The organism is Amycolatopsis sp. NBC_01307, assembly GCF_035975215.1.
Taxonomy (GTDB): Bacteria; Actinomycetota; Actinomycetes; order Mycobacteriales; family Pseudonocardiaceae; genus Amycolatopsis.
The window spans coordinates 116,688-128,772 of record NZ_CP108403.1 but is presented as its reverse complement, the minus strand read 5'-3'; the positions used below and the strand labels follow the sequence as shown (position 1 = coordinate 128,772).

Annotated in this window: 17 protein-coding genes; 6 read left to right on the top strand and 11 right to left on the bottom strand. The window is 72.9% G+C overall.

The window, feature by feature from the left end; all coding sequences use genetic code 11:
• Nucleotides 1–12: 12 nt before the first annotated feature.
• From OG439_RS00675 to hisF, 6 genes are all read right to left on the bottom strand, one after another.
• Complete coding sequence (locus OG439_RS00675; RefSeq protein WP_326947401.1) at nt 13–570, bottom strand: hypothetical protein; 558 nt, start codon at nt 568–570, stop codon at nt 13–15.
• 102 nt (nt 571–672) lie between these two features.
• Nucleotides 673–1,440: a hypothetical protein gene (locus tag OG439_RS00670; protein WP_326947400.1), complete on the bottom strand. Its 768-nt coding sequence runs from the start codon at nt 1,438–1,440 to the stop codon at nt 673–675.
• A 44-nt stretch (nt 1,441–1,484) separates the two neighbouring features.
• Nucleotides 1,485–1,847: a DUF1304 domain-containing protein gene (locus OG439_RS00665; protein WP_326947399.1), complete on the bottom strand. Its 363-nt coding sequence runs from the start codon at nt 1,845–1,847 to the stop codon at nt 1,485–1,487.
• Nucleotides 1,844–2,209, bottom strand: a complete 366-nt coding sequence (gene hisI, locus OG439_RS00660) for a phosphoribosyl-AMP cyclohydrolase (RefSeq protein ID WP_326947398.1) — start codon at nt 2,207–2,209, stop codon at nt 1,844–1,846. Before hisI ends, OG439_RS00665 begins: the two co-directional genes overlap by 4 nt.
• The gene (locus tag OG439_RS00655; protein ID WP_326947397.1) at nt 2,206–2,583 is read right to left on the bottom strand and encodes a hypothetical protein; all 378 of its coding nucleotides are present in this window, start codon (nt 2,581–2,583) and stop codon (nt 2,206–2,208) included. Before OG439_RS00655 ends, hisI begins: the two co-directional genes overlap by 4 nt.
• Nucleotides 2,580–3,353: an imidazole glycerol phosphate synthase subunit HisF gene (gene hisF, locus OG439_RS00650; protein ID WP_326947396.1), complete on the bottom strand. Its 774-nt coding sequence runs from the start codon at nt 3,351–3,353 to the stop codon at nt 2,580–2,582. The genes OG439_RS00655 and hisF overlap by 4 nt, the downstream gene beginning before the upstream one ends.
• A 38-nt stretch (nt 3,354–3,391) precedes the next feature.
• On the opposite strand from hisF, the gene OG439_RS00645 reads away from it, so the two are divergent.
• Nucleotides 3,392–4,000, top strand: a complete 609-nt coding sequence (locus OG439_RS00645) for a TetR/AcrR family transcriptional regulator (protein WP_326947395.1) — start codon at nt 3,392–3,394, stop codon at nt 3,998–4,000.
• Between the two features lie 78 nt (nt 4,001–4,078).
• Here the strand turns inward: OG439_RS00645 and OG439_RS00640 are convergent, their stop codons facing one another.
• Nucleotides 4,079–5,707 (bottom strand): hypothetical protein, encoded by a 1,629-nt coding sequence (locus OG439_RS00640; protein ID WP_326947394.1) that lies wholly within the window; start codon nt 5,705–5,707, stop codon nt 4,079–4,081.
• A gap of 294 nt (nt 5,708–6,001) precedes the next feature.
• Between OG439_RS00640 and OG439_RS00635 the strand changes: the two genes are divergently transcribed.
• Entirely contained in the window at nt 6,002–6,499 is a 498-nt protein-coding gene (locus tag OG439_RS00635) for a SigE family RNA polymerase sigma factor (protein WP_326947393.1), read from the top strand.
• Entirely contained in the window at nt 6,496–7,476 is a 981-nt protein-coding gene (locus OG439_RS00630; RefSeq protein WP_326947392.1) for a hypothetical protein, read from the top strand. The genes OG439_RS00635 and OG439_RS00630 overlap by 4 nt, the downstream gene beginning before the upstream one ends.
• Here the strand turns inward: OG439_RS00630 and OG439_RS00625 are convergent.
• Nucleotides 7,466–8,413 (bottom strand): hypothetical protein, encoded by a 948-nt coding sequence (locus tag OG439_RS00625; RefSeq protein WP_326947391.1) that lies wholly within the window; start codon nt 8,411–8,413, stop codon nt 7,466–7,468. The two genes, OG439_RS00630 and OG439_RS00625, sit on opposite strands and share 11 nt — an antisense overlap.
• Nucleotides 8,414–8,553: 140 nt before the next feature.
• Here OG439_RS00625 and OG439_RS00620 point away from each other — a divergent pair, with 140 nt between their 5' ends.
• Genes OG439_RS00620 through OG439_RS00610 form a run of 3 tightly spaced genes read left to right on the top strand, consistent with a single transcriptional unit; the run spans nt 8,554 to nt 10,398 of the window.
• Entirely contained in the window at nt 8,554–9,267 is a 714-nt protein-coding gene (locus tag OG439_RS00620) for an ABC transporter ATP-binding protein (RefSeq protein ID WP_326947390.1), read from the top strand.
• A complete protein-coding gene (locus OG439_RS00615) occupies nt 9,264–9,998 on the top strand; it encodes an ABC transporter permease (protein ID WP_326947389.1) in 735 nt (244 codons plus the stop codon). Before OG439_RS00620 ends, OG439_RS00615 begins: the two co-directional genes overlap by 4 nt.
• A 13-nt stretch (nt 9,999–10,011) precedes the next feature.
• Nucleotides 10,012–10,398: a PPOX class F420-dependent oxidoreductase gene (locus OG439_RS00610; protein WP_326947388.1), complete on the top strand. Its 387-nt coding sequence runs from the start codon at nt 10,012–10,014 to the stop codon at nt 10,396–10,398.
• On the opposite strand, the gene OG439_RS00605 is transcribed toward OG439_RS00610, so the two are convergent.
• The 3 genes from OG439_RS00605 to priA form a co-directional block, all read right to left on the bottom strand.
• On the bottom strand, nt 10,382–10,858 hold the full coding sequence (locus OG439_RS00605) for a GNAT family N-acetyltransferase (protein ID WP_326947387.1): 477 nt from the start codon (nt 10,856–10,858) through the stop codon (nt 10,382–10,384). The genes OG439_RS00610 and OG439_RS00605 overlap by 17 nt on opposite strands.
• Before the next feature lie 48 nt (nt 10,859–10,906).
• Complete coding sequence (locus tag OG439_RS00600) at nt 10,907–11,248, bottom strand: DUF1330 domain-containing protein (RefSeq protein ID WP_326947386.1); 342 nt, start codon at nt 11,246–11,248, stop codon at nt 10,907–10,909.
• A 74-nt stretch (nt 11,249–11,322) separates the two neighbouring features.
• Complete coding sequence (gene priA / locus OG439_RS00595; RefSeq protein ID WP_326947385.1) at nt 11,323–12,060, bottom strand: bifunctional 1-(5-phosphoribosyl)-5-((5-phosphoribosylamino)methylideneamino)imidazole-4-carboxamide isomerase/phosphoribosylanthranilate isomerase PriA; 738 nt, start codon at nt 12,058–12,060, stop codon at nt 11,323–11,325.
• Between the last annotated feature and the right edge of the window lie 25 nt (nt 12,061–12,085).

Here is a 12,085-nt window from a genome sequence, read left to right as displayed (position 1 = left end):
GCGTGCAAGCGGTCATGGCTCAGGCGTCCAGCGGTGGGTCTCGGCCTTAGCCGCCAACACGCGGGGCCGCGTCCACCACGGCGGCCGCGGCAGTACCAGCAGGACCATGACCGAGCCATGGCCGCCGACGAGCGCGGGCAGGCCGGGCAGCTCGGACAACGCCCGGACCGTCCACCCGCTGTCGGCCGTCCGCAGGTCGATCCGGCTGCCGTCGGCGAACTTCACGGCCACCGCGGGGCCCCGCGACCCGGGCCCCACGTAGCCGATCGTCGCGGTCGCGTCGCGCCAGCCCGTGACGCGCACCGCGCGGTAGCGGCGCCGCCACCGCACCAGGGTGCCCACGCAGCCCGCGACACCGATCGCGCCCACGAAGAAGAGCACGGTGCCGGCCCCGACGCTCGCGAGCGACACCGGCGCGGCGCCCAGCAGCATCGCGGCCGACAGCACCACGAAGAACGCCGAGCGGTCGCCCTGTTCGCGCACCAGCCGGGTGTACTCCGGCACGCCCGCCACCCGGGCCCCGCGCCGGGGCAGCGAGTCCGCGATCTTCCGCCGTCGCTCCAGGTCCATTCCCGCAATGTAGAACGGAAAGCCGCGGTTCGGCGGCGTTCGGGACACAACCGACTCCCGGGCAACCGGACGTCGCGCCCGGGCGTGCAAGGGAGCAGGGCTTCAGCTCTGTGCCGTCGGACGGGCGCCCGGCTTCGGCTCGAGTGACCTCACCGGGACCGCGTACGGGCCGTTGCGGAAGAGGCCGCGCGGGAACAGCACCACCATCGAGCGGTCCGCCCCGCCGAAGCGCACCGGGGTGCCCGGGAAGTCCGTCATGTTCGCGGCGCCGTGCGTCGAACCGATCGACTGGGTGCGGATCCGGGTGTCGTCGCCGAGGGTCAGGATGACGGTGCACGGGCCGCTGCCGCGGGTCACCGTGGCCGTCGCCGGACGCCAGCCGGACGCCGTCACCGCGCGATGACGGCGTCGCCAGTTGACCGCGGCCGCGACCGAGAACCCGAACCCCATCAGGGCGAAGACGATGACCACCAGCGGCGTGGCCGCGGCGATCTCGGGCGGCGAATCGGTGCCGGACGACGCGGGATCCCGCGTCAGCACCACGGCGGCAGCGACACCCGCCACGACGGTGACGACGGCCCAGAGCACCGCGAACCCGGTCGCGCGGAGGCCGAGCGCGCGCACGCGGGTGGTCTGGACGTCGAGGTCGACGTCGTCCCAGCCGGGCGGCACCACACCCGTGGCCGCCGCGTACCGGCGGCCGAGCCGGCGGGCCCAGCCCGCGCACAACGCCGACAGCGCCGCGAAGGGCACCACCAGCGGCATGTACGGCTCGCCCGCCACCAGCGCCAAGAGCAGCGCGGCGACCGCGACGAGCCCCAGCAGCACACTCCCGGCGACCAGCGCCGCCTTCCCCCGCCGCAGCCCCACGGCCGCCCCCTTCCCCAGGGGACGGAGCGTAGACCGGACGGTGGTTACCTGGCCAGCAGCAGCGCGATCAGCGTCAGCACGCCCGGCACCACCTGCACGAACAGGATCCGCTTGTTCGCCGTCGCCGCGCCGTAGATGCCGGCGATGATCACGCAGACGATGCCGTAGAGCTTCAGCTGGTAGCCCGTGGGGTCGGTGGCGATCAGGCCCCAGACCAGCGCGAGGGCCAGGAAACCGTTGTACAGCCCCTGGTTCGCGGCCAGCGGCGCGCTCTCCTTGGCGAACTCCTCGGTGGTCCCGAACGCCGCGCGTCCGCGCGGGGTGTTCCAGAGGAACATCTCCAGGACGACGATGTAGACGTGGATCAGGGCGACCAGCCCGACCAGGATGTCGGCGGCGATCTTCACGCGGTGTGCTCTTTCTCGTCGGCCAGGAGCAGGCGCTCCTCGGTGTCGAAACAGGTGTGGGTGCCGGTGTGGCAGGCGGGACCGGTCTGGTCGACGCGCAGCAGGACGGTGTCGCCGTCGCAGTCGATGCGGACCTCGCGGACGTGCTGGTAGTGCCCGGACGTCTCGCCCTTGACCCACAGCTTCTGCCGGCTGCGGGAGAAGTACGTGCCCCGGCGGGTGGACAGGGTCGCCGCGAGGGCGTCGTCGTTCATCCAGGCCATCATCAGCACGTCCGAGGTGGCGTGTTCGACGACGACCGCGGCGATCAGGCCGTCGGCGTTGCGCTTGAGGCGCGCCGAGACGCCCGCGTCGAGGTTCATGCTTCGGCTCCCAGCAGGTGCCGCTTCAGCGGCATGGAGTTCAACAGGACGAACGCGTAGCCGTAGCCGAAGAAGGACAGGCCGGAGAACACCTTGTTGAACCACAGCTCGGCGCCCAGCAGCAGGAACGCGTGCAGCAGCGCGAACACCACGGTGACGACCAGGCCGCCGATCCGGGCGCTGCCCATCTTCACCGCCAGCCCGGTGGTCACGACACCGCCGAGGATCAGGGCGAGCGCGGGCGTCCGGTAGATGGCCAGGCTCGAGCCCGCGCTCAGCACGGGGATCAGGTCGAGCAGGGCCCACGCCACCGGCAAGCCGATCAGCAGGGCGGCGACGACCTTGACCTCGACGGGTGCGCGCCAGGACTTCATCGGACCTCCACCCCGCCGTCGCGCAGCGCGGTCTTGACCTCGCCGATCTTCAACTGTCCGAAGTGGAACACGCTGGCGGCGAGGACGGCGTCCGCGCCGGAGCGCACCGCGGGCAGGAAGTGCTCCAGGGCCCCCGCTCCCCCGCTGGCGATCACGGGCACCCGCACGGCCTTGCGGACCAGGTCGATCAGCTCGAGGTCGAAGCCGTTCTTGGTGCCGTCGGCGTCCATCGAGTTCAGCAGGATCTCGCCGACGCCGAGCTCCTCACCGCGCGCGGCCCACTCGACGGCGTCGATGCCGGTGCCGCGGCGCCCGCCGTGGGTGGTGACCTCGAAGCCGGACGGCGTCGCTTCGCCGCCTTCGGGCACGCGGCGCGCGTCGACCGAGAGCACGATGCACTGGGCACCGAACCGGCGCGAGGCCTCGTGGAGGAACTCCGGCCGGGCGATCGCGGCGGTGTTGATGCTCACCTTGTCCGCGCCGGTGCGCAGCAGCCGGTTGACGTCGTCGTTGCTGCGGACGCCGCCGCCGACGGTCAGCGGGATGAACACCTGCTCGGCGGTCCGGCGGACGACGTCGTAGGTGGTCTCGCGGTCGCCCGAGGACGCCGTGACGTCGAGGAACGTCAGCTCGTCGGCCCCCTCGGCGTCATACCGCCGGGCCAGCTCGACGGGATCGCCGGCGTCGCGGAGGCCGGCGAAGTTGACACCCTTCACGACCCGGCCCGCGTCGACGTCGAGACAGGGGATCACCCGCACCGCGACAGACATGACCGCAAGCGTAGTCAAGGGCGTTCTAAGCTCGGGCAATGGCACAGGCGGGGCGGCGGCCGGGGCGGACGGAGACGCGGGAGAAGATCCTCGACGCGGCCCGGCACCGGTTCGCGGAGCTGGGGTACGACGGCGCGACGGTCCGCGGGATCGCCGCCGACGCCGGGGTGAACGCGGCGCTGCTGCACCACTTCTTCGGCAGCAAGCAGCAGCTTTTCGCGGCGTCGATGAACCTGCCGGTGAACCCGGCTTCACTGGTCCCGACGATCCTCACGGGCCCGCGCTCGGGCGTGGGCGAACGGCTGGTGCGCGCCTTCCTGGCGCTCTGGGCCGCGCCGGAGGGGCGGACGCCGTTCCTCGCGATGCTGCGCGCCGCGGCGACGAACGAGCAGGTCGCGCTCATGATGCGCCAGTTCATCGAGCGCACGGTGCTGGCCGAGGTCGCCAAGGCGCTCGACGTGCCGCCGGTGCGCGTCACCGGGATCGCCGCGCAGATGATCGGCGTCGCGCTGCTGCGCTACGTGATCAAACTGCCCCCGCTGGCCGAGGCGGACGACGAGGAACTGGTCGCCCTGCTCGCCCCGGTCGCGCAGTACTACCTCGACCCGGCACCCGGCGGTCAGGGCCCGGCCACCCGATCCGTCTAGCTCACCCAGGCGCGCGGGCTGCTCCCGGCGGCCGGCCGTGAGGGTTCCGCCCCTCCTGGACACTCACGACCGCCGCCGTCACCAGACGAAGATCCGCGGCATGCTCACCCGTGGCAGTGGCGCGATCCGGGGTACCCGGGCGATCTCCGGGGGCACCCGGAACGTGTCCGGCGGGGTGTAGCCGTGCAGGCCGTAGTCGCGCGTTCCGTAGCTGCCCAGGCCGTAGTCGTACGGGTACCGCAGGCTGTAGTACTCCGGCGGTGGCAGCCGCAGCGACTCGATGTCCGGCAGAGTGAGCTTCAGCTTGCCCGACGGGTCGTACTCCGGCGGTGGCCGCCGTGCGTCGATCACCTCCGTGACCTTCCGGTCCAGCTGGACCGGGGCGTCCCGCAGCGCCGACACCGTGGCCGAGAACGTGCGCGCCAGGTCCTGCGCGCGCGGCGTGGCGTGCGCGACCGGCTTGTCGACGTCCGTCTGCCGGACCAGGTCCGCGGCCTCGCGGTCGACCGCCGCGCCGAGGTCCTGCGGGGCACGCAGCACCAGGTCGGCCAGGCGGTCGTACGCCCGGGCGAGCCGGTCCTGCAGGCCCTTGTCCGCCGCCTCGACGAACGCCTGCACCAGCGGGTCCAGGAACGGGACGGCGTCCGTCACCGGTTTCGTGAGCGCCGCGATCCGTTCGGTGGCCACCTTCTCGACCTGCAGCGTCACCTTCTTCCGGCTGTCGGCGACCAGGTCGATGCCCGGCTCGGCCGGCCGCGCGTCGACGACCGCCCGCGCGGCTTCGACCTGCTCCGGCGTCACCTCGCCGGGCGTCGCCCGGCCGGTGGCCTCGACCCGCAGCTCCGGCCCGATCCCCGCGGCCTTGTCGCGGCTCACGGTCTCCGCACGGACGGCGTCGTCGACCGCGGGCAGGCTGACGTCGTACGGCTTGGCGCTCGCCGCGCTGCTCCGCGCGGTGTCGAGCAGGTTCGGCAGCTGCGTGGCCCGCGCCGCGAGCGCGTCCCGGTAGGACTGCGGGAACGCCGCTTGGACCTTGTCGTAGAGCTTGCCGGCGACGCGCTCGGTCAGGCCCGCCTCGAGCTTCTTCGTCACCTCCGCGTAGCCCTGCTGCGCCACCTTGAACTTCACCTGCAGGTCCGTGGCCGGCACGCCCACCTGCATGCCGAACAGCGTCAACGAGGCGAGCGTGGCCAGGCCGGCGGCCGCCGGTCCGCTGTACTTCGTGTAGAAGTCCGCGGCCCGCCCCAGCCCGGCTGCGGTGCGCCCGCGCCACGGCCCGGCGTCCCGGCGGGCGAGCAGCAGGCAGGTCAGCAGGTAGACGCCGATCAGCACGGCGAACACCGAGAACTCGCTCAGCTTCAGGTGGTCCGAGAAGAACCGCGACACCGTCTCGAAGAACCGCTGCAGTGAGATCAGCCAGCCGACGCCCGACGTGTCGCCGAACCACCGCAGGTACGCCGACAGCAGGAAGTACGCCGTCGCCGCCACGCCGATGGGCACGAGGTAGAGCACCCCGAACGAAGCCAGGTGGTACCGGAACCCCGGGCCCTCCCGCACCTGCTCGGCCGTGAACCGCCGCGGGTAGCCGCGGCCGAACCGCACCAGCCCCCAGATCACGCCCACGACCAGCGCGAACGGGCCGGCCACGAACGCCGCCACGAGCACCGCCGAGACGGCCAGAGCCGCCCGCTGCTTCCCCGCCGTCATCTCCCCCTCCGATCTGTCCGGTTCAGGAAAGCACGGCCCACCGACAGGTTTTCCGAGGCGATCCACGGCACCGCCGAAGGCCGGGAACGCAGCGGAGCCGCCACTCACCCGGACTCGTGAACGAACGCGACGGAGCAAGACCGAACCGCCCGGCATCTGCCGCTCAGTGACGGACAAGGCTCACGAGCTGGGCCGAACCGGTGAACTCCGTCACGAAAGAAACTTCCCGGCCGCGTGCATCAACTCGGCCGTCCCGGACGTCCATGAAGGTGACAGGCGGGCGAAGGGACGTACGTGGGCTTCGAAGAGTTCGTGGCGGAGCGGCTGGACGGGCTGCTCCGCTACGCGACCGTCCTGACGAACGACCCGCACCTCGCGCAGGACATCGTCCAGGACGTCCTGCTGCGCGCGCAGCAGCGCTGGGACGGCATCGACGCCCCGCCGACCTACGTCCGCAAGATGGTCACCAACGAGTACCTGTCGTGGCGCCGCCGGGCCGTGCGGCGGATGGTGCCGAGCAGCCACGAGGTCCTCGACGCGCTGTCCCCGCCCGAGGCCGACCCCGCCACCGCCTACGACGAGCGGGACGCGATGCTCGCCCTGCTCGCCACGCTCCCCCGCAAGCAGCGCGCCGCGGTCGTGCTGCGCTACTACGAGGACTACTCGGACGCCGAGATCGCCGCCGTCCTGCGGTGCGGCACCTCCACCGTGCGCAGCCAGATCTCCCGTGCCCTGGCCACCCTCCGGGACGCACCCCACCCCGCGCCCCTGACCACCGGAGCCCCCGAATGACCCGCAGCGACCACGAGACCGAGACGCTGATCCGGGAGAGCCTCGACCGCCTCGCCGCCCGCGCGCCGGACGGCCACGCGGTCCGGGACGCGCTCGCGGACGCCCGGCGCCGTCGCCCGGTCGCGCGGCTGACGCTGGTGGCCGCCGCCGTGGTGCTGCTGGTGGCCGGGGTCTTCGTCGGCACGCAGGTGCTCACGAGCCCGCCGGTGCTCGACCCGGCCGCGGGCCGCCCGGTGCTCGGGTACACCCCCGGCTGGCTGCCCAACGGCTTCACCGAGCAGAGCCGCGAAGGCGGCCCGGGCCTCACGCCGCAGGTCCGCCGGTGGTTCGCCGGGCCGGCGGAGGTCACGCTGTCGGCGTATCCGACGGCCGATCCCGAGTGGTCGCGGACCGCGCTGAAGATCGCGTCGATCAAGGACCAGATCGTGGTGCACGGCCGGGTCGCCATGGTCACCGGCGACACCGGCACCGCCGCCCTGCTCACCTGGCTGGCCGACGACGACCACGTGCTCACCGCCCGGGTCGGCGGGGTGCCGGACGCCCGCGCGGTCGCCCAGCGGATCGCCGAGTCGGTCGAGGCGACCCCGGTCGGCGTCCGCGGCGAGCTGCGGCTCGGGCCGCTGCCGGCGGGGCTGGCGGAACGCTCGGCCGCCGTCCGGGGCACCGGCCCGGACGACGCGAGCACCGAGCTGACGGCGGCCGACCCGGCCCGCCCGTCGGTCCCGGCCGTGACGGCCGCCGTCGGCGCCGGCTCGCCCGGGATCGGCGGCGCCGCAAGCATTTCCGTGCGCGGCGGCCCCGGGTTCTACTCCGCGCCGAAGCCCGGCGAACCCGCGCTGGTCGCGGTCCGGCTGCCGTCCGGGCGCTGGCTGACGGTGACCGGGCCGCAGCCGGAGGCCGTGCTGGTCGCCGTCGCGGACGGCGTCCAGCTCGACCCTTCGCCCGACTACCGCTGGCTCGGGCGGCCTACCAGCTGACCGTCGGGAACCAGATGATCCCGAGCCGGCCGAGCACGCGCACGTCCCAGTAGAGCAGCGTGAACGTGCCGCCGACGAGCAGCGCCGCGCCCGTCACGGCGGCGATGCGGCCCGGCTTCGCGGCCAGCCAGCGCTGCACGCGCCCGCCCGTCGCGTGCGTCAGGATCAGGAACAGCACGCCCATGATCACGATGTTGCCGAGTGACTGCAGGGCGAACGCGGCGGCGCCGTAGAAGACGTTGTGCTGCTCGGCGGCGCTGCGGAACATGATCCGGAACAGCGGGTAGGGCCGGCCGATGAGGAACCCGCCGATCAGCGCGCCCATCAGGACCAGTGGCGCGGCCGGGTGCCGCCGGGTCAGCGCGCCGATCGGGTTGCCGATCACGCCCACCGAAGCCAGGCCCAGCACCAGGAACACCAGGCCGACGACGCCGAAGGCGACCATCGACTGGATGCTGCGCGGCGTCAGCCCGCTGGCCGGCGCGGTGTCGAACTGCGGCATCCGGGTGCCGACCAGCGCGACGATCACGCCGTAGACGATCGACACGGTGAGCATGCCCGCCGCGATCCAGCCGAGCGGCTTGAGCGTCGTCGCGAACCGCCGTTTCCCGCCCGCCTCGCCGCCGACCAGCGGCGCGACCGCGCCGAACGCGGCGATGTTGCAGGCGGTGAACGAGCCGGCGAGCCCGGAGACGAACGCGAACAGCGTCCCGGCCAGCACGCCGCCGATCGGGGTGGCCTTCGCGTCGTAGCCGAGCAGCGTGTTGGCGACGCTGTCGCCGATGACGGAGTCGACGAACGGCGCCGACCAGAGCGCCGTCAACGCGAACCCGGCGAGGACCGCGATGACCACGACCCGCGCCCGGTGCTCGGGATACGGGCCCGAGCCGAAGAAACCCGCTTGCGGATGAACCGGAACCTGCTGTGTGACGGCCATCTACACCCTCCAGTGTGCGGGAAACCCAGCCCGCAAAGCGTTGCAAATATTCCGTTGAAGCGCTTCCGCCGAACTGCGCCTCCGCGTTGGGCCGGAAGCCCGCTTGACGCCGTGACCTCGGCGAGCGCAGAATTAATCGCATGACTAATTCTGCCGTCGAGGTCACCGGCCTGCGGATCCGCCGCGGCGGGCGGCCGGTGGTGCGCGACGTGAGCTTCGCGGTCCCGCGCGGTGTGATCACCGGGCTGCTCGGCCCGAGCGGCTGCGGCAAGACGACGCTGCTGCGCGCGATCGTCGGCGTGCAGCTCGTCGAGAGCGGCACCGTCACCGTGCTGGGGCTGCCCGCGGGCAGCCCGCCGCTGCGGCGCCGGATCGGCTACGCGACGCAGAACCCGGCGATCTACGCGGACCTGACCGTCCGGGAGGCGCTGCGCTACTTCGCCGCGGTGCTGCGCGCCCCGGTGTCCGATGTGGACCGGGTCATCGGCGAGGTCGGCCTGGGCGACCACGCCGGGAAGCTCGTCGGCTCGCTCTCGGGCGGGCAGCACAACCGCGCGAACCTCGCCGTCGCGCTGCTCGGCAAGCCCGAGCTGCTGGTGCTCGACGAGCCGACCGTCGGGCTCGACCCGGTGCTGCGAGACGAGCTGTGGGCGCTGTTCCGCCGGCTCGCCGAAGGCGGCGCCACGCTGCTGGTGTCCAGCCACGTCATGGACGAAGCCGCGCGCTGCGACCGGCTCCTGCTGATGCGCGAGGGCGTCCTGCTGGCCGACGACGCGCCGGCGGAGCTGCGACGGCGTACCGGCGCCGCCGACCTCGAGCAGGCGTTCCTGCGGCTCGTGCGAGTCGCGTCGTGAGCCCCGCGCTGACGCTCGCCACCACGCGGCGCATCCTGACCCAGCTGCGGCACGACCCGCGCACCGTCGTGATGCTGGTCCTGGTGCCGACGCTGCTGATGATCCTGCTGCGGTACGTCTTCAACTCGACGGTGGTGTTCAGCCACGTCGCGCCCGCGCTGCTCGGCGTCTTCCCGTTCCTGATCATGTTCCTGATCGCGTCGATCACGACGTTGCGCGAGCGGACCACGGCCACCCTGGAGCGGCTGATGACGCTCCCCCTCGGCCGGCTCGACCTGCTTTTCGGCTACGCGCTGGCGTTCGGCGTGCTCGCCGTCGTCCAGGTGGCGCTCGCGACGGCCGTCTCGCTGTCCTGGCTGGGCCTCGACCTGGCGGGCCCGGTCGCGCTGCTGCTGGTGATCGCCGTCCTCGACGCGCTGCTCGGGATGGCGCTCGGGCTGTTCGTCAGCGCGTTCGCGCGCACCGAGTTCCAGGCCATCCAGTTCATGCCGGTGTTCGTGCTGCCGCAGATCCTGCTGTGCGGCCTGATCGCGGCGCGCGAGGACATGGGCCGGCCGCTGCGGTGGCTGTCCGACGTGATGCCGCTGTCCTACGCGGTCGAGGCGCTGAACCGCGTCACGGCTTCCTCGACGGTGGACGCGGTGATCCTGCGGAACCTGGCGGTCGTCGCCGGCTGCGCGCTGCTGGCGCTGGTCCTCGGCGCGGCGACGCTGCGGCGCCGGACGCCCTGACTACCGTGGACGCATGGCATCCGAAACGGATCGGCTCGCGGCCGAGCGCTACGTCGTCCTGACCACGTTCCGCAAGGACGGCCGCGCCGTGCCGACCCCGATCTGGGTCGCCGGCGACGGCGGCGAGCTCGTCTTCAACTCGGTCCGGGACGTGGGCAAGGTCAAGCGGATCCGCAACAGCGGCCGCGTCGAAGTCCAGGCCTGCGACCTGCGCGGCAAGAAGACGCACGGCGCGGTGGCGAGCGGCCAGGCCCGGCTGCTGGACCTCGAGGAGACCAAGCGGGCCCAGCAGGTGATCGGGCGCAAGTACGGCGTCGTCGGGCGGGTGTCGATGTTCTTCTCGAAGCTGCGCGGCCCGGCCGACCGGACGGTCGGGATCGCCGTCAAGCTGAGCGAGTGAAGCCCCGGAACCCCCGCCGCAGGTAGTTCGGCAGGGCGTTCGGGTGATCGAGGGTCGAGGTGTGCAGCCAGACCCGGCGCGCGTCCGGCACCGTCCACGCGGCCGCGACGACGAGCGTGAGCGCGTACCCGCCGAGCCCCTTCCCGACGAACTCGGGCAGCAGCCCGAACGTCGTGATCTCGACGTCGTCGCCGGGCTGCGGCTCGAAGTCGGCGGCGCCGGCGATCTCCCCGCGGTACTCGACCAGGCGGTAGCGCCGGTGCGGCTCGGCGAGCCAGCGCGCCCAGTCGTCGTCGGTCCGGGACGCGCTCGGCCAGCGGTAAGGCGTCCCGATCCGGACGTGCAGCTCGCGGATGAGCGGCGAGGCCTCGACGGTGCGCAGGGTCACCCCGTCGACCGGCGGCGCCGGGGTGAGCTGGCCGGCCGCGGTCATCTCGAGCTGGGTGACGATCTCCTCCACCGCGGCAACCTAGTGGTTCGGCGTGGTCCTGTCAGCCGCTTTTCGGCGTCAACCCGCCGCGCGCAGCGCCGCCGCCATGGCCGCCGAGTCGTGGTCCGGCCCGCAGCCCTCGACGATGACCAGGTCACCCGGGATGTGGTCGGCGCGCAGGCGCAGGATCGCCTGGTAGGCGGGCGAGTCGTACCACTCGCGAGCCACCGCGGCATCCGGGAACTCGATCACCACGAGCGCGCCGGGCCACTCGCCTTCCAGCACCTGGACGTCGGCGCCGTGCACGACGAACCTGCCGCCGTACGGATCGAGCGTGGCCTGGATGCGTTCCAGGTACCGGAAGACGTCCTCCGGCAGCACGGCGGGCGGCCGCAGGTGCGCGACTCCGTAGGCGGTCATGGTGGTCCTTTCGTTGTCCTGAAAGGAACTCTGCCCGCCCACGCGCACCGCGTCGATTACCCCGGAGGTAATCCTCAGACCCGCGCGACCGCCGCCAGCGCCTCGGGCAGCGTGAACGCCCCCGCGTACAGCGCCTTGCCGACGATCGACCCCTCGACGCCGTCCGACTCCAGGCCGGCCAGCGCGACCAGGTCGTCCACACTGGACACGCCGCCGGACGCGATCACCGGGGCGTCGGTGCGGGCGACGACCTCGCGCAGCAGGTCGAGGTTCGGGCCCTTCAGCGTGCCGTCCTTGCTCACGTCCGTCACGACGTAGCGGGACGCGCCGTCGCGGTCGAGACGGTCCAGGACCTCCCACAGGTCACCGCCGTCGGACGTCCAGCCGCGGGCCGAAAGCCGGTGGCCGGCCTCGGTGATGCGGACGTCGAGGCCGATCGCGACGCGGTCGCCGTACTCGCCGATCACGCGCGCGGTCCACTCGGGATCCTCGAGCGCGGCGGTGCCGAGGTTGACGCGGCGGGCGCCGGTGGCCAGCGCGGCCTTCAGCGAGGCGTCGTCGCGGATGCCGCCGGAGAGCTCGACCCGCACGTCGAGCCGGCCGACGACCTCGGCGAGCAGCTCGCGGTTGCTGCCCTTGCCGAACGCGGCGTCGAGGTCGACCAGGTGGATCCACTCGGCACCGTCGCGCTGCCAGGCCAGCGCCGCCTCCAGCGGGCTGCCATAGGAGGTCTCGGTGCCGGCCTCGCCCTGGACGAGTCGCACGGCCTGGCCATCGGCCACATCAACGGCGGGAAGCAGCGTGAAAGTCACGCCGGTAACTCTAGGGCGGCGACCC

Coding starts and splice junctions, on each gene's coding strand:
- OG439_RS00675 (WP_326947401.1), bottom strand. CDS start 570: ATGGACCTGGAGCGACGGCGGAAGATCGCGGACTCGCTGCCCCGGCGC.
- hisI (WP_326947398.1), bottom strand. CDS start 2,209: ATGAACCTCGACGCGGGCGTCTCGGCGCGCCTCAAGCGCAACGCCGAC.
- OG439_RS00655 (WP_326947397.1), bottom strand. CDS start 2,583: ATGAAGTCCTGGCGCGCACCCGTCGAGGTCAAGGTCGTCGCCGCCCTG.
- hisF (WP_326947396.1), bottom strand. CDS start 3,353: ATGTCTGTCGCGGTGCGGGTGATCCCCTGTCTCGACGTCGACGCGGGC.
- OG439_RS00645 (WP_326947395.1), top strand. CDS start 3,392: ATGGCACAGGCGGGGCGGCGGCCGGGGCGGACGGAGACGCGGGAGAAG.
- OG439_RS00640 (WP_326947394.1), bottom strand. CDS start 5,707: ATGACGGCGGGGAAGCAGCGGGCGGCTCTGGCCGTCTCGGCGGTGCTC.
- OG439_RS00630 (WP_326947392.1), top strand. CDS start 6,496: ATGACCCGCAGCGACCACGAGACCGAGACGCTGATCCGGGAGAGCCTC.
- OG439_RS00625 (WP_326947391.1), bottom strand. CDS start 8,413: ATGGCCGTCACACAGCAGGTTCCGGTTCATCCGCAAGCGGGTTTCTTC.
- OG439_RS00620 (WP_326947390.1), top strand. CDS start 8,554: ATGACTAATTCTGCCGTCGAGGTCACCGGCCTGCGGATCCGCCGCGGC.
- OG439_RS00610 (WP_326947388.1), top strand. CDS start 10,012: ATGGCATCCGAAACGGATCGGCTCGCGGCCGAGCGCTACGTCGTCCTG.
- OG439_RS00600 (WP_326947386.1), bottom strand. CDS start 11,248: ATGACCGCCTACGGAGTCGCGCACCTGCGGCCGCCCGCCGTGCTGCCG.